Origin of the sequence: Acinetobacter sp. ACNIH2 (assembly GCF_002934965.1) — a bacterium.
In the GTDB taxonomy this organism is placed as follows: domain Bacteria; phylum Pseudomonadota; class Gammaproteobacteria; order Pseudomonadales; family Moraxellaceae; genus Acinetobacter; species Acinetobacter tandoii.
Genome location: NZ_CP026412.1, coordinates 2,577,092 through 2,593,231, shown reverse-complemented (window position 1 = coordinate 2,593,231; position 16,140 = coordinate 2,577,092). Strand labels below are relative to the sequence as shown.

The following is a 16,140-nucleotide window of genomic DNA, read 5'->3' as shown; positions in this document are numbered from 1 at the left end:
GTTCCTATTTTTTTAATATGTTGTTTGTAGTTGTTGTGCAGTACGATGCTGAATATAGGCGCGCCAGCCCCCAAAGTGACTGATGTTCTCAGCATCGGCTAAACCATAAGGCTCGCAAATAAAACCCTTGACCCAACGCCCATCACTCAGCTCAACATTGCCCATCCCCAATGGCGTCGGAATTTCAGCGACAAACTCACCAAATCGAGCTGTTGGCACATCCCAGAGTTCCACGATAATTTCCTGTCCGTTACTTTGACGTGCCAAACCAGGTTTTGGCGGAATCGTGCCATTCAGTGCATATAAGGCATAATTGGCTGAGGTTTTAGTGGTTTCGACATGCACTGCTTGGCGTGTGCTGAGTTGGAAATTCAGGGGCATGCCTGTCAAATGTGCACCCACTACCGCCACACGAATATGCTGTCCTGATGGTGTTGAAATTGACTTTACATTTTCAGGATAAGGACGTCCTGTCGCACCTAAAGGCAATTGCAGATGCGCTTGCCATTGACGACCAAAATCTGCCAAAGCACGGTCATGCCATGCTGGTGCAATCAAGCTGATGCCAAACGGTAAACCATCTTCGCGGAAACCCGCAGGGAGTGCCAAAGCACTTAAGTCTGCAAGATTGGTAAAATTTGTATAAGTGCCAAAATGTGAATTATATTGAATCGGCTCCTGCTGCATTTCTGTAAGGGTATGAATGGTTGGCGATGTTGGCACAACCAAGGCATCGAACTCAGTCAGCAACTCTTGAATCTGTCGTGCCAAATCATTTTTGAGATATTCAGCTTTATAAGCATCGAGTGCCGTATAGTTTTTGCCTTGTTGAACAATCTCCAAGACGGTTGGATCAAATGCTTCTGGAGCTTGTTCGAGTAATGCTTCAACCGCTATCGTACGCTCAGCCACCCACGGGCCTTGATAAAGCTGTGTTGCCAATTGTTCAAAAATTGAAAAATCAATTTCAGTGAACGTGACATTCATTTGTTTTAGTTGTGCAATCGCTTGCTGAAAAACCTGCTCTGCTTGCACATCACCAAAGAATTGCAAAGTTTTTGGAATCGCAAAATGAAGTGCAGAAGATAATTTTGTAGGAGCAGTTTTAGGGTTATGCCGTGAGTAACTATCACGCACATCAAATTGTTCCAGTACCTGCGCCACGACCTCCGCATCGTCTACCGTTAAGGCAAATATGGAAATACAGTCAATACTTTTTACGGCTGGCATTAAACCATAATTTGAAAAACGTCCTTTGGTTGGTTTTAACCCCACGATATTGTTAAAAGCGGCAGGTACACGACCAGAACCTGCGGTATCTGTGCCTAATGAGAATGGTACCAAACCACGTGCCACCACACTGGCAGAACCTGAACTTGAACCGCCACTAACATACTCAGAGTTAAAACTATTCGGGACTGCCCCAAATGGAGAACGTGTACCGACCAAGCCTGTTGCAAATTGATCAAGATTGGTTTTGCCCACCACTATCGCACCTGCCTGTTTCAGCAAACGCACTGTTTCGGCATCTTCTTGCGCCATATCATGCAAAACTTTACAACCCGCTGTTGTGGCAAAGCCAACAACATCAATATTGTCTTTGACAGCAAATGGAATGCCATACAACGGGAACTGTTCAAATAATGCTGTACTGGTTGTACTATGTTTTTCTAATTCTTCAATCTGTTGTTGCAAAATTTGAGGAGTCGCAAGGGAAATCCACGCTGTATCTTCTGTATCAAAAGCCTGTACCCACGTCATTAAATCCGTTAATTGAATGTGTTGTGTTTTATAGGCATTTTGCCATTCTGCGATGGTCCAGCCAAAAGATTGAAGTATGCTCACTTTATGCATCCTATCTTGTATACAAGTTAAGATTCATAAAGCGAATTTTATGCCAATATTTATTTATTATTAAAAATCAATATTTTGATTAAATTTACATACAAACCTACATTTAAATGAGTACTTGGAAATAAAAGGATGCATTTTTTTAATACAGTAAAACATACGTTATGCACTAAAGCGTGCTGCATTTTAAAACATGAATAAGCCAATAGAAGGTAGAAATAAAAAAGCAGCAAAAAAACGTGATGGTAAATTTAAAAGACCATGAGTAAAAAATTTCCTTCCCCCATTTTCAGGGAGAAGGAAGGACCTAAACTGGTAAATATTTTTATTGATTATTTAGATGAATAAGAAATTTTCATCCCCACGGCATAACCAGTATTATCTTTGAAATCACCAACGACACGGCCATCTGATACCTCACCTTTTACATCACCAAACCACATATAACGACCACCTAAACTAAAAGCGACATTTTGGTTAATGTTGTATTTAGCCGCTAAACCCACACCCCAATAACCTTCAACAGGACCTAAAGTTGGTGCAGGTGCACCTGCACCAGAGTCCCATAAACCAGAAACAGACATTGCAAGTTTTGGTGATAAGCGCTTACCAACACCAAGTTCAACAGCGGTTTGGTCATCATGATACGTTACTAAAGGCAACCCTCGTCCATTTTGTAACGCATATGCAGTGGTCGCTTTTAATGCTGGTGGATAGTAAGCAAAATCACTCCATGGCACCCAACGGACTCTAGCAAATACAGCCGTAGTCTGATTTAAACCCGTTTGCAGATTTAAGTTCACAGACTCTGGCGTTGTCACACTGCCTCTATTGGTATGTGAATAATCGAAGCCAATTAGGTCTGCCAAAGGAACATCTTCTTTAATTACTGTTTTATGTTCAATTTCAGAACGATAAGTTAACGATGCAAGAATACCTAGCTCAGGCTTGGCATAGCTCATACCCGCAACCCAACCTACAGCCATATCATCAAAACTATTGTTATATCCACTTGAGGCTTGATACGTTAAACCACGTAAATGTACATCTGCTTGTAGTTCTTGTAATGCAGGACCACCATAGATCATAAAGTTTTTATTGAGGTTATAACCCAATAAAGTTGTGAGGTTTTTTGACTTTACCTCAACGCGTGTATAGGCATCAGATGCAGGTAAATTGGTCGCGATAAAATTATTCTCGCCTTCAAATTTTACTTTTGCACCATATGGCTCATCATAAATGAGCGCCAAACGGAAGCTTGGGTTTAAGTCAGTTTTTACGGCATAACCCATTGTTTGAAAATCTTCTGCCAGATCAGATATATGATTTCCACTCGTGTCAGTCCCCTGTACATCAGGATCAATATGCGTATAACTTACTTCTGCATAGGTACCCTTTTCAAACAGCGCATCGATTTGCTGTGGCGAGCGCTCTAAACCAGCAGCAAAAGTTTGACCAGACAATACTGACAATACCGCAATATTGAGGTATTTTTTCTTATTGAATTTCATCTCTATTCCTTTAGTCAATTTAAACAAGTGAACGTGTTTCGATCCTATAAATACACGCACTTATTAAAGATTAAATAGTGAACTACTTAATCTCGGTGGTTACCCATGTGGGGTAATTCAGATAGTTTTAGCTTGCTGCTATTACGCAGTATTTTTAATACTCAAAACTGTAATCCAGAAAATAACGCTCACTATTTTAGATGCTCAATTCGATCCGATGAGCTCAAGTAAACAAAGCTATATTTGAATTAAGAGAGTTCTGCTCACGATTACGGTATAGAGCCCCAAAAATGGAAAGATACTCATGTCCTTGTCATGAAACAGTGACGTACTTTTTTTTTTACACCAAAATCTGTTATTTCTTATTTATCATCCTGATTCCAAATCCTTTTTAGCAGCAAACTCTTGTAATCCCACAAAAGCAAAATATCTATGTTCTTTTCGAATCCAATAGTTACTATCTTTAATCGTTCGATTTCACATCGATATTTTTCAACAAGTAACATATTTCTAAGAAAACCATAGTCATCCTTAATTATGGATTTCTTAAAAATATTACTTACGAATTTCACTCATTTACTGAGATGCAATCGGCATCTGAAGATTAGCAGTCTCAAAGAATGAAACACCCATGCAAAAGAATGGTTAGTGAATGGTTTTGAAGGAGAAAAAATTAAAAAAATGCTGCATAAATAATCCAGAAAAAATGCACTAGACCATATGCTACTATTCATCAATCATGATTAAATTTTAAACCTTCAATTTAACATCAAGATGTCACAACTTAATGATCATCATCAGAAAAAAAGCCCTTTAAACTTCTTGATTTTTTAATTGCTTAACAATGGATGTCACAGCAATAAAATTGCTACTTTTACGATCTACTCTCTAGTTCTGTTATGCAATTTTAAAACCCAATTGTTGACTTATAATCAAGAATATTTTGCAGATTCATCGATTTTTCAGCATCAAAGACTTAATTATACTTTTGCCCAATTCAAAAAATTTGGTTGAGTCATTCAATGAAAAACATTCTGATTGTCAACGGTGCAAAACAATTCGCGCATTCAAATGGCGAACTTAACGACACACTAGCCAATTTTGCAAACACCCATTTAAGTCAACAGGGACACAATGTTCGTATTACAAGAACAGATGCTCAATATGACATTCAGCAAGAAGTTGAAAACTATGTTTGGGCGGATGTAATTATTTATCAAATGCCAGGTTGGTGGATGGGTGCGCCATGGACTATGAAGAAATACATCGACGATGTTTTTACTATAGGTCATGGTACGTTGTATGCCAATGATGGGCGTTCACGTAGTGATGCCAGCAAAAAATATGGATCAGGTGGTTTAATTCACGACAAAAAATATATGCTTTCTCTCACGTGGAATGCTCCGATCGAAGCATTTGAAGATCAAGAACAATTCTTTGAGGGAGTTGGGGTCGATGGTGTCTATCTACCCTTTCACAAAGCAAATCAATTCTTAGGTATGCAAGGTTTAGACACGTTTATTGTCAATGACGTCATTAAAGCACCGAATGTACCTCAATATTTAGAAGCCTATCGCGCACACTTAGACACGATTTTTACAGTATAAAGGACATCACCATGTTAACTGTCATTGCAGAAATTCAAATTCATGAAGGTATAGTACATTTTGAAACTGTCCTGAATGCATTTAAGAATGTCACGCCTAAAGTGCTACAGGAAGCAGGTTGTTTTGGTTATGAGCTTTATATTGATCAAGACAGTAACGCCAGTTTCCAGTACAAACCTAAAAATTCGATTATTATGTTTGAAAAATGGCTGTCTTTAGCGCATTTGGAGCAGCATTTAAACACGGCGCATATGCAAGACTTTCAACAAAAGGTGAAAGATGCCGTAAAAGAAACAAAAATTCGGATTATGCACTTGGGGCTAAATAATAATTAAATCCTTCGTAGCATGATGATTGTGTATGAAATTATCACAAGACAGCTTTGTACACGACAAAAAAAGACAACTCATTGAAATAATGGCATAATACTTGTTTTCTGACGACGAATATGATGACACATTTCAATGAGTTACATCTCATCTTAAACAAATATCTAAAGTGGAACAAGTCACGTGTAAAATGTTTTACACTGATTATGCTGGCATTAATTGTAAAACAGACATGTAATCTTTCTTCTGCATCTAAAGCCTTACCCATCACGTGCTTACCACAATCATTTTATCGACGTATACAACGCTTCTTTGCAGATCAGTATTTCGATTATCGTCAAATTTCTCAGTTAATTTTCAATATATTTTCATTCGATAAAGTCCAATTAACTTTGGATAGAACCAACTGGAAATGGGGAAAACGAGATATCAATATCTTGATGTTAGCCATCGTCTATCGTGGAATAGCGATACCTATTGTTTGGACATTGCTCAATAAACGTGGAAATTCAGATACAAAAGAGCGTATTGCTTTGATTCAACGCTTTATCTCCATTTTTGGTAAAGATCGTATTGTGAATGTGTTCGCAGACAGAGAATTTATCGGTGAGAAATGGTTTACATGGTTAATTGAAAATGACATTAACTTCTGTATACGTGTTAAAAAAACTTTATTGTGACCAATCACTTAGCCAAGAATCATAAAATTAGTGATTTATTTCGTCATCTTCAAGTTGGTCAAACAGAATGTCGTAAACGACGTATTTGGGTTGGTCGAGTGAAACTGTATATTAGTGCGCTACGATTAGAAGATGGAGAACTTTTACTTGTTGTTTCTCCTATGTTTAATGCTTCTGCTATTGGTGATTATGCATTACGCTGGGAAATCGAAACCTTATTTAGTTGTCTCAAAGGACGTGGATTCAATCTTGAAAATACTCGTTTAACAGACCCTAGACGAGTCAAGAAATTGATAGCAGTGCTAGCGATCGGTTTCTGTTGGTGCTATTTAACAGGTGAATGGCAACATGATCGAAAAAAAGCGATAAAACTAAAGAAGCATGGACGACTTTCAGTAAGTTTATTTCGCTACGGTTTGGACTATGTTCAGATGGCTATTCTACGTTTGATTGGTTTTGGAAAAAAAGAAGAATTTAAGAAAGTGCTAGCAATTTTAAGAAAGAAAAAGCCTGATAGGACAAGGGCCCTATGAAATTTGTCGTGTACAGAGACAAGACAGTTAAAAACTGATAAAGTAGCCTGCGCTTAGCAGGCTTTTTTATGTCAAACTCAAATATAGGCACTCGTTTTAATTAAAATGGGCGACTATAGAGATAACGACGAAAGTACTAAGCGATAAAATTATGCAACTCAAGAGGTTACATCTGAAATGCTTCTCATGATCGACAATTATGACTCCTTTACTTACAACATCGTGCAATATTTTGGCGAGTTGAACCAAGAAGTAAAAGTAGTCCGTAATGATGCCGTGACTTTGGAAGACATTGAACGATGGCAACCGAAGTATTTGGTCATTGGTCCGGGACCTTGCTCACCTACTGAAGCAGGTATTTCTATTCCAGCTATTCAACATTTTGCTGGAAAAATTCCATTACTCGGTGTGTGCTTAGGTCATCAAAGTATCGGACAAGCTTTTGGCGGTAATATCGTTCGCGCCAAAACCGTAATGCATGGGCGTTTATCGGACATGTATCACAGTGACAAGGGAATTTTTAGCAATCTACCTTCACCATTCTCTGCAACCCGCTATCACTCTTTGGTGATTGATCAAGCGAGCTTGCCAGATTGTCTAGAAGTTACTTGCTGGACCCAAGAAGCTGATGGCTCAATGGAAGAAATTATGGGCGTAAAACATAAGACACTGCCTGTCGAAGGTGTGCAGTTCCACCCAGAATCGATCCTCAGCCAACACGGTCACCAAATCTTCAAAAACTTTTTAGAGATTTATGCATAAATGAATATTCAACAAGCTTTAAATCATATTACCAAGAATATCCACCTGACTCAGCCACAAATGGAAGAGGTCATGCGAACTATCATGAGTGGTGAAGCCACTGATGCACAGATTGGTGCATTAATGATGGGGCTACGCTTAAAGGGTGAAAGCATTGATGAAATTACGGCTGCTGCACGCGTGATGCGTGAGTTCGCCACAAAAATTGATGTGAGCGATGTACCCAACCTGATTGATATTGTCGGTACGGGTGGTGATGGACAGAACTTATTTAACGTTTCTACCGCTTCAGCCTTTGTCATCGCTGCGGCTGGTGCCACCATTGCCAAACATGGTAATCGCGGTGTATCGACCAAGTCTGGCTCATCCGACTTGTTAGAGCAAGCAGGGATTCATCTTGATTTGAACATGCAACAAACTGAGCGTTGCATTCGTGAAATTGGCGTCGGTTTCCTGTTTGCACCCAACCATCATAAAGCCATGAAATATGCAGTCGGTCCACGTAAGGAACTCGGCATTCGCAGCATCTTCAACTTACTCGGCCCGCTTACGAATCCGGCTGGAGTAAAGCGTCTGGTGATTGGCGTATTCTCGAATGAATTGTGCCGCCCAATTGCAGAAGTGATGAAGCAACTTGGCGCTGAACACGTGATGGTGGTGCATTCTAAAGATGGACTAGATGAAATTAGCCTCGCTTCATCAACTTATGTTGCTGAACTAAAAGATGGCGAAGTGAGTGAATGGGTGATTAATCCTGAAGATGTCGGGATTGAATCGCAAACGCTAACAGGTTTAATCATTGAGGATTCTGCTGAAAGTTTAGCCCTGATTAAAGATGCACTCGGCCGAAAAAAATCTGATCGTGGCGCCAAAGCCGCAGACATGATTGCCTTAAATGCAGGCGCAGGCATTTATGTCTCTGGTTTAGCCAAAACTTATAAACAAGGCGTAGCGTTAGCGCACGACATTATTTACGGTGGGCAGGCTTTAGAAAAAATGAGTGTGCTGTCTGAATTTACCAAAACACTCAAACAATACGAAGCTTAAGGAAGGATGCTCACATGGTCGATATCGCAAATACAATTTTAGGCAAAATTGTTGATCGTAAACATGAAGAATTGGCAGCACGACTCAAGCAACGTAGCCTGCAAGATGTGGAACAATGGGCACAAGAAGCAACACCCGTGCGTGGTTTTGCTCAAGCACTGATGAAGAAGCGTCCAGGTGTAATTGCTGAAATCAAAAAAGCCTCTCCTTCAAAAGGGATTATTCGTGAAAACTTTAATCCAGCGGAAATTGCAGCACAATATGAACAAGCGGGTGCGGCTTGCCTATCAGTTTTAACTGATGTCGATTTTTTCCAGGGTGCAGATGAGAATATTCAAATCGCGCGTACGCATTGTGCTTTGCCTGCATTGCGTAAGGATTTTCTTGTCGATCCTTACAATGTCATTGAAGCACGTGCCTTGAATGCCGACTGTATTTTGTTGATTGTGGCCTGCTTGTCAGACCAACAATTAGAAGAAATGTCAAAAACAGCGTTTGAGCATCATTTGGATGTATTGGTTGAGGTACATGATGAGGAAGAACTTGAGCGTGCTCTACAACTTTCTGAGCGCTGCTTGTTAGGGGTGAATAACCGTAATCTTAAAACCTTTGATGTGGATTTAAATACATCAATTCGTTTGAAGAGATTACTTGATCCTTCTCGCTTACTCATTACTGAAAGTGGCATTGCAACCCCAGAAGATGTTCGTATGATGCAAGAGCATGATATTCATAGTTTCTTGGTGGGTGAAAGCTTCATGAAGCAGCCACGTCCAGATCATGCCTTCACCGCATTATTTGGTCAGCCTGCCGAAATTTAAACAGATGCCATCAGAGTAAAAATTTTTTACTCTGATGGCAACTTACTCGTATTCAACACTAGCTCACCCTTCTATAAAGTCAATTAAAATAAAAGTTTCCAAACTAGGCAATCACGACTTAGTCGACTCTTCAGGTACGTGAACAATCAACATCAAAAAATTTCTGACTAAGGGAATAAAGATTAAAATCAGTGGATAAGCAATGAGCCAAGACATCGCCCACGTTACCAACCACTTTTCTATGAAACCGTGCATTAAACCTTTATTCACAAAAAGATTAAAACAAGACAGGGAGCCACTCATCAGCCCCGATAAGAACAAAGGCATGAGCCAAGACATATGCTTAACATGAATTTTTACCATAAGATTCAATCACCTTTTTGATTTACGATTGACAGAAGAAGTAATAAAAATAGAGTAAATGGCTTAGGCTCAATGGTTTAAATCCCTCTAAGTTTCCACTACAGCTCAATGAGCTATCTCAAGTTTGAAAGCGATTGGCTAGGATTATCTCAAGTCAAATCCGCAATTTTTCTAATGTAATCACCCCCCTTTTTTCATAAAAGATCTTTCCCTGTTGATGTATTATGAGAACCAATTACTCAATAAGATATATCTTAATATATCTTCTATATTTTTTCATCCCATTATTTTTATCGATTCATTCAACTTCTTTTTTTACAAACAAAACAGCATAGAAAGATCTCTTCAATAAAATAAAGCTTCATTTGATGTTATTTTTGGAAAAAAAAAACTCATCACCGATCTCTTATTTTCATTCTACACAACAGCCATTGCATGTAATTCAGTTCAATTTACTGCAAAATCCGACTATAATTGCCGCTTAAACCCCATCTTGCAGTTATTTCTAGACATTATGAGCAAACATGATTCATCGCTTTCTAAAGATCAGTACAACTTACTGAAGGCTTTTAAAAAGCAAATTAATCATCCACATTCAACCGCTACTGAACAGCAAGTTGAAGCGAAAAAGCAAGCTGTAATAGCTGAGCCAGATGATGCCGAATTATTTCTAAAATCCATGCAAGGTGTACAAAAAATAGATGCAGGCAATATCGCTCAAATTGCCAAAAGCCCAAAAAAGAAATTAGACGCTCAGGTTTTAGCAAAGCGAGCAGCGGCTGTTGGTCCAACTGAATCTGAAATGGCTGAACTTTCCGACACACAAGCCATGCTTAACCCTGTAGCCAGTCAAGCAAACTTGAGTTACCGCATTGCGACGTTGCAACATAAAGTTTTTGAAGATTTAAAAGCTGGTAAATTACGCTGGTTTGAAGCTGTAGATTTGCATGGCTGTACTGTAGAACAAGCCCGTGCTGCCGTATTACAAATTATTCAGATGGCGAAGGATGAAAATCAAAATGTCATTAAAATTGTCCACGGCAAAGGACCTGAAGCCATTTTAAAAACCTATGTCAACGGTTGGTTACGTCAACATCGTGACGTACTGGCATTTGTCAGCGCACCTGATAATCAGGGGGGTACGGGCGCCGTTTTAGTTCTACTTAAACGTTCAGAAAAAAATCCGAAGCACAAACAGTAATCGGATTTTGATATTAAACACGGTATTTTTTCGGTTTTCTGGTACAATGCCGTCCTTGTTCAATATAAGAGTAAGTGAAAACGTCTTATGTCTATGCAGCAATCCTACGCAAATATTTTAACTGCCGTTGGTGAAGACCTAAATCGTCCAGGTTTGGTTGATACACCTGTGCGTGCTGCTAAAGCGTTTTCGTATTTAACGTCTGGTTATAGTAAGACGCTAGAAGAAGTCACCAATAAAGCGGTGTTTCCATCAGACAACCGTGAAATGGTCTTGGTGAAAAATATTGAATTTTATTCGCTCTGCGAACACCATCTCCTACCTTTTTATGGTCGTGTACATATTGCCTATTTACCTGAAGGCCATGTGCTTGGCTTGTCTAAATTTGCTCGCATTACTGAAATGTTCGCACGTCGTTTGCAAATTCAAGAAAACTTGACCCAGCAAATTGCAGAAGCGGTTGCTGAAGTCACTCAAGCACGTGGTGTTGCTGTGGTGATTGATTCTGCGCATATGTGCATGATGATGCGCGGTGTCGGTAAACAAGAGTCAACAACTCGTACCGTTTCATTTATTGGTGAATTTAAAACCGATAAAGAATCACGTCGTGAATTCCTCAGTGCAGTGCCTGAAAGTTACTGATTCAGCTCAAATGAATTAAAAATAAACCCCGAAACATTCGGGGTTTATTTTTATCTTATTGTGAACGCTGATTCACACGCTTCGACAACTGCTCTGCGGTTTCAACACGTTCTGAATAACGATCCGTTAAATAGGCTGCCTGACCACGAGTCAACAAAGTAAATTTATACAATTCTTCCATCACATCCACAATACGTGTGTAGAAAGAGGAATCTTTCATGGAGCCATCTTCTTCAAATTCCAAGAATGCTTTTGGAATCGAAGACTGATTTGGAATGGTGATCATGCGCATCCAACGCCCTAAAATGCGCATCTGATTAACCGCATTAAACGATTGTGAGCCACCACACACTTGCATCAATGCCAGAGTTTTACCTTGCGTGGCACGAATAGCTCCCGCTGCCAATGGAATCCAGTCAATCTGTGCTTTAAAAATCGAACTCATGGAACCATGACGTTCGGGTGAACACCAAACCATGCCTTCTGACCAAGCCAACAGCTCATGCAACTCTTTGACTTTTGCATGCTCTAGATCCGCATCTTCTGGCAAAGGTAAGCCTTTAGGGTGGAAAATTTTCACTTCAACACCGAAGTATTCCAGAATTCGACCCGCTTCCTGTATTGCTAAACGACTATAAGAACGCTCACGGTTTGAACCATACAACAGCAAAATGCGTGGCGGATGCTCAATAGCTTTCGCTTGTACCTGCTCTAGGGTTGGCTTTGGTAATAGCGCTAAATCAATATTTGCAAAACTCATCCCAGAACCTCAGTTTTAAAATATTTTTTGCGTAACCATAAAGATACACTGACCAATGCAATTAACACAGGAACTTCCACCAAAGGGCCAATAACCGTGGTAAATGCGACTGGAGAAGCCAAACCAAAGGTTGCAATCGCAACAGCCAATGCCAATTCAAAGTTATTGCCCGCAGCCGTAAATGAAATCGCAGTGGTACGCGCGTAGTTATTACCCATCCATTTGCTCATAAAGAAGCTGATAAAAAACATCACCACAAAATAAATAGTTAATGGAATCGCGATACGTAATACATCCATCGGCAGGCTGACCACTTCACCACCTTTGAGGCTAAACATCGCTACAATGGTGAAGAGCAATGCCATTAAACTGAGTGGACCAATTTTTGGCAGAAAATGGGTTTGATACCATGCCAAGCCTTTTTGTTTAACTAAAATCAGACGGGTGAAAAAGCCCAATAAAAATGGAATGCCCAAATAGATCAATACCGCTTGGGTAATCATCCAAAAACTAACTTGAATGACTTGCGCCTCAACCCCGAAATATGGCGGCAAGAAACTCAAGAATAGCCACGCATAACTGCTAAAGAATAAAATCTGGAAAATACTGTTAAATGCAACTAATGCTGCAACATATTGATTATCACCACATGCCAGATCATTCCAAACCAAAACCATGGCAATACAACGTGCCAGCCCAATTAAGATCAGTCCTGTCATGTATTCGGGATAAGATTGTAAAAATATGATTGCCAAGACAAACATCAGACACGGTGCAATCAACCAGTTTTGTACCAGTGACAGCGTCAAGGTTCGCTTATCTTTAAAAACTTCTGGTAAAGCTGCATAGTCCACCTTTGCCAACGGTGGATACATCATCACAATAAGACCGATGGCAATTGGAATATTGATACTGCCGACATGCATTTGATTTAAAGTAACCGAAGCTTGAGGGATAAATACCCCTATTGCCACTCCAAGCGCCATGGCAATAAAAATCCACAAGGTTAAATTGCGGTCTAAAAAAGAAAGTCTAGAAGTCGACATGTATTTTCTCAATCAGGGAGATATGTTTTTGTATCGAATAGATCTCATTCGATAGATTTTTTGATCAGCTTAAAACAAACAAGCATCCAATCTTCTAAATACAAGACACCTTCGATTCTGATTTTATTTAATCAGGACTCCATCTGAGTATTAAATTCATTCAAACATCAGTTATCGGACAATAGACCTACTGAATAAAGTGAATCAATCACAATGGACATTGGTCGAAGTATTCAAATAAAGAGTTTCTCTGTCTGTTTGCGCTGACTGAGCAATGATCTTTAACACCGCATTCGCCCATTCAGGTAAGTCTGGATTTACGCGGTAATATACCCACTGCCCTTTGCGCTGATCTAATAAAACCGACAAATTTCTTAACAATGCCAAATGTCGTGAAATCTTAGGCTGACTCAATTGCAATAATTCCGTCAGTTCGCATACACAGACATTTTCTCTCACCAGTACCCACTTCATAATGTCTAAGCGAGTGGGGTCAGAGAGACATTTAAAGAAATCAGTTTGATCCATTTTACAGCCCAAAAATTAATAATTGCAAATATACGTATATCCATATATAAATGCAATAAAGTTTATTTAACAAAAGATGATGTCTAAAAAATGATTAAGATTTATCATAATCCTGCTTGTGGTACGTCCAGAAATACCCTTGGTCTGATACAAAATACAGGTCAAGAACCAGAAATTATTGAATATCTTAAAACTCCGCCTACTAAAGAGGAACTGATTGATTTAATCAAGCGCTCAGGATTATCAGTACGGGACGTTTTACGCAAGAATGTTCCACCTTATGAAGAATTACAACTAGAACAGTCAACACACAGCGATGACCAACTCATTGATTTTATGCTGAAATATCCAATTTTAATCAACCGTCCTTTTGTGGTAACTGAACTTGGTGTAAGGTTATGCCGTCCCTCTGAAGTCGTTCTTGAAATTCTTTCTGCTCCACAACGTGGTTCTTTTAGCAAAGAGGATGGTGAATTACTCATCGATGAACAGGGACAACTGATCAAAAAATAAAATAGACTGCAAAAAAGGCACTTCGAAAGTGCCTTTTTCTTCGCTTAAGTTCAGAAGAATCGAACATAACCCAAGCTCAATTTATTCCAGTCCTGATGATTTTGATATTGGTATTCCCACCCTACACGTAATGCATTCTGCGCATTCAAAGCATATTGTACTTGTGAATTCAATCGAACTTGCCACTGGTGCGAATCTTCCCAATATGGAAATTCGACCTGCACAATCGAATTAATATGGTCTGCCCAAATGTTCTGACAACCGACCGTCGGCCCCATACCCAATCGCCAGCCTTTATCTAATGATTTTCCACCTTGAAGATAGGTTTGCATTTGCGCATAACATAAATTCTCTCGTTTTGAATCTGCATAGCTATAACCCATCTGCATTTTTAAACTGGCAACACCATGTTGATCCTGTTCACTAAAACGCCCTGAAGAATCTGTCGCTTCTTGTTGCCAACCCAGATTAAATCCCCATGTCAACGGCGTTTTAAACGCTGTAATCGGGTTATAAGAATTTACTGTCAGAAAGTCGAAATGCTCCAGTTTCAACTCATCCTGACGGTATTGAATCGAGCCATCCCAAAACAACAATTGTGTTCCGACGCGGTAACCGCCTTGAGGATCAATCAAATCATGATAGGCTTGACGGTGTCCCAACTCAATAAATTCATCGCCTTGCACAGTTCCTGCTTTTACCGAGAAATTTCGAGCGTCATGTGATTGTGTCGGATCAATACGTGGACGTTCAGGTTCTTTACGTTGCCTCTCTAAATCAATCGCACTGCGTAAAGTCAGTAATTCACGTAGATTAGGCTGTGCAAAAGCAACATCCACTTTACGTGCAACCAATTGTAAGTACAAATCGTCATAGGCCATTTCTAAAATTTTGGCACGAGCTTCCACAGAATAAGCTGCCAAAATATCTAATCTTTGTTTTTGTTCAGCAAAAGCAACCTGATGGGCTGTTTTAGCCAAACTTTGCCCATGCTGTTTGGCTTGCGCCAATAATTGAGTTTCTAAGGCAGGACGATAGACTGTTTCACGAACAATTCCTTGCTGATCAATCGCTTTAATGGTCTGCATTGGAATTGCTGCGACTTTAAACTGCTGACTTAAATTGAGTTCGGGACGTACCAAATCAATCAATCCTAACAGTCGGTAAGCACAGTTATCACTAACAAAATAATAGGGAAAAGTCACATGTTGCATTTCCCAAATATGCTGTACCAAAAAGCGTGTTTCTTCTGGATTTAAATTAAGTTCATATTCCCACAAATCACGACTTTCTAAATCACCATATTCTTTTACTTTGCGATAATACGGCATTAAAGAATATTCACCGGGGTATTGCCCTGTTAAACCTTTCCAAGCAAAAGACCAACCATCCGCGCTTGCGACCGTGGCTGCATAGTTCACAGCATAGGAAACCAAATTTAATTCTTTCTGATCTTTGGGGTCTAAACGCAATAAAGTATGCCCAAACATCGAACTCGGATTACCCATAAAGTCAGTTGCATAAATTAAAGTCGCTTTATAGGGCTTAATTTCGCCAATCCATTTGTCTAATTCAGGACATTCAACGTGTGGTAAATCTGTCGCGGGAATATTCAGTCGCTTGATTAACCATTGACTGCGTGCTGGAAATTTACAACGTACTGATTGATTCGGCGCTGCGGATAAAAACAATGCTTCGATATTGGCATTTAATTCATTTTGTAAATGTCCACCTCTTTCTGGGCTAAGAAAGTAACCTGCATAATGAACTTCACTTTGCCCTTTGGCATTGGCATACATTAATCTTTGCCAAGTTGTTTCTTGCGCTAGATGTTTCTGGGTCGCCATTTCAACATAGTGGATAGATGATGTCGGTTCAACGGCATACGCCAGACTAGAACCGAATAAAGCCGTAAATAAAGCAATCTTTTTCATTCAAATTTAATT

General features: G+C 39.5%; 16 protein-coding genes. 9 read left to right on the top strand and 7 right to left on the bottom strand.

Translation table 11 applies throughout. The features are described from left to right. Positions 1-12: 12 nt before the first annotated feature. Both atzF and C3F34_RS12155 read right to left on the bottom strand, forming a co-directional pair. Positions 13-1,845 (bottom strand): allophanate hydrolase, encoded by a 1,833-nt coding sequence (atzF, locus tag C3F34_RS12160; protein ID WP_104442345.1) that lies wholly within the window; start codon positions 1,843-1,845, stop codon positions 13-15. A gap of 338 nt (positions 1,846-2,183) precedes the next feature. Then, a complete protein-coding gene (locus C3F34_RS12155) occupies positions 2,184-3,362 on the bottom strand; it encodes an OmpP1/FadL family transporter (RefSeq protein WP_104441695.1) in 1,179 nt (392 codons plus the stop codon). Between the two features lie 1,022 nt (positions 3,363-4,384). On the opposite strand from C3F34_RS12155, the gene C3F34_RS12145 reads away from it, so the two are divergent. The 6 genes from C3F34_RS12145 (at position 4,385) to trpC (ending at position 9,141) form a co-directional block, all read left to right on the top strand. Beyond that, positions 4,385-4,969, top strand: a complete 585-nt coding sequence (locus C3F34_RS12145; protein WP_016166928.1) for an NAD(P)H-dependent oxidoreductase — start codon at positions 4,385-4,387, stop codon at positions 4,967-4,969. Positions 4,970-4,980: 11 nt separating this feature from the next. Next, positions 4,981-5,304 carry a putative quinol monooxygenase gene (locus C3F34_RS12140; RefSeq protein ID WP_016166929.1) on the top strand — a complete coding sequence of 108 codons (324 nt, stop codon included), beginning with the start codon at positions 4,981-4,983 and terminating at the stop codon, positions 5,302-5,304. Between the two features lie 116 nt (positions 5,305-5,420). Beyond that, positions 5,421-6,511, top strand: a protein-coding gene (locus C3F34_RS12135; protein WP_104442269.1) for an IS4 family transposase whose coding sequence is annotated in 2 segments (ribosomal slippage) — positions 5,421-5,961 and positions 5,961-6,511 — 1,092 coding nt in all. Because the reading frame shifts where the segments join, the coding sequence is not laid out codon by codon here. 177 nt (positions 6,512-6,688) lie between these two features. Further along, positions 6,689-7,273 (top strand): anthranilate synthase component II, encoded by a 585-nt coding sequence (locus tag C3F34_RS12130; RefSeq protein ID WP_016166930.1) that lies wholly within the window; start codon positions 6,689-6,691, stop codon positions 7,271-7,273. Next, positions 7,274-8,320, top strand: coding sequence for an anthranilate phosphoribosyltransferase (gene trpD / locus C3F34_RS12125; protein ID WP_104441694.1), 1,047 nt, complete (start codon positions 7,274-7,276; stop codon positions 8,318-8,320). A gap of 14 nt (positions 8,321-8,334) precedes the next feature. Further along, the gene (trpC, locus tag C3F34_RS12120) at positions 8,335-9,141 is read left to right on the top strand and encodes an indole-3-glycerol phosphate synthase TrpC (protein WP_104441693.1); all 807 of its coding nucleotides are present in this window, start codon (positions 8,335-8,337) and stop codon (positions 9,139-9,141) included. 111 nt (positions 9,142-9,252) lie between these two features. Here trpC and C3F34_RS12115 read toward each other — a convergent pair whose 3' ends face one another. Next, positions 9,253-9,504 carry a DUF2798 domain-containing protein gene (locus tag C3F34_RS12115; protein ID WP_044737405.1) on the bottom strand — a complete coding sequence of 84 codons (252 nt, stop codon included), beginning with the start codon at positions 9,502-9,504 and terminating at the stop codon, positions 9,253-9,255. 514 nt (positions 9,505-10,018) lie between these two features. On the opposite strand from C3F34_RS12115, the gene C3F34_RS12110 reads away from it, so the two are divergent. Next, a complete protein-coding gene (locus C3F34_RS12110; protein WP_104441692.1) occupies positions 10,019-10,705 on the top strand; it encodes a Smr/MutS family protein in 687 nt (228 codons plus the stop codon). A 93-nt stretch (positions 10,706-10,798) separates the two neighbouring features. Continuing rightward, on the top strand, positions 10,799-11,347 hold the full coding sequence (gene folE, locus C3F34_RS12105) for a GTP cyclohydrolase I FolE (RefSeq protein WP_171069590.1): 549 nt from the start codon (positions 10,799-10,801) through the stop codon (positions 11,345-11,347). A 55-nt stretch (positions 11,348-11,402) separates the two neighbouring features. On the opposite strand, the gene arsH is transcribed toward folE, so the two are convergent. The 3 genes from arsH to C3F34_RS12090 all read right to left on the bottom strand — a co-directional run bounded on the left by arsH (position 11,403) and on the right by C3F34_RS12090 (position 13,681). Continuing rightward, positions 11,403-12,107, bottom strand: a complete 705-nt coding sequence (arsH, locus tag C3F34_RS12100) for an arsenical resistance protein ArsH (RefSeq protein WP_104441691.1) — start codon at positions 12,105-12,107, stop codon at positions 11,403-11,405. Further along, complete coding sequence (gene arsB, locus C3F34_RS12095; protein ID WP_104441690.1) at positions 12,104-13,153, bottom strand: ACR3 family arsenite efflux transporter; 1,050 nt, start codon at positions 13,151-13,153, stop codon at positions 12,104-12,106. Before arsB ends, arsH begins: the two co-directional genes overlap by 4 nt. A 204-nt stretch (positions 13,154-13,357) precedes the next feature. Continuing rightward, positions 13,358-13,681 carry an ArsR/SmtB family transcription factor gene (locus C3F34_RS12090; RefSeq protein ID WP_044737407.1) on the bottom strand — a complete coding sequence of 108 codons (324 nt, stop codon included), beginning with the start codon at positions 13,679-13,681 and terminating at the stop codon, positions 13,358-13,360. 90 nt (positions 13,682-13,771) lie between these two features. Between C3F34_RS12090 and arsC the strand changes: the two genes are divergently transcribed. Beyond that, positions 13,772-14,194, top strand: a complete 423-nt coding sequence (gene arsC, locus C3F34_RS12085) for an arsenate reductase (glutaredoxin) (RefSeq protein ID WP_044737408.1) — start codon at positions 13,772-13,774, stop codon at positions 14,192-14,194. A 50-nt stretch (positions 14,195-14,244) separates the two neighbouring features. On the opposite strand, the gene C3F34_RS12080 is transcribed toward arsC, so the two are convergent. Further along, on the bottom strand, positions 14,245-16,128 hold the full coding sequence (locus C3F34_RS12080; protein WP_104441689.1) for a DUF4105 domain-containing protein: 1,884 nt from the start codon (positions 16,126-16,128) through the stop codon (positions 14,245-14,247). Positions 16,129-16,140 lie beyond the last annotated feature (12 nt).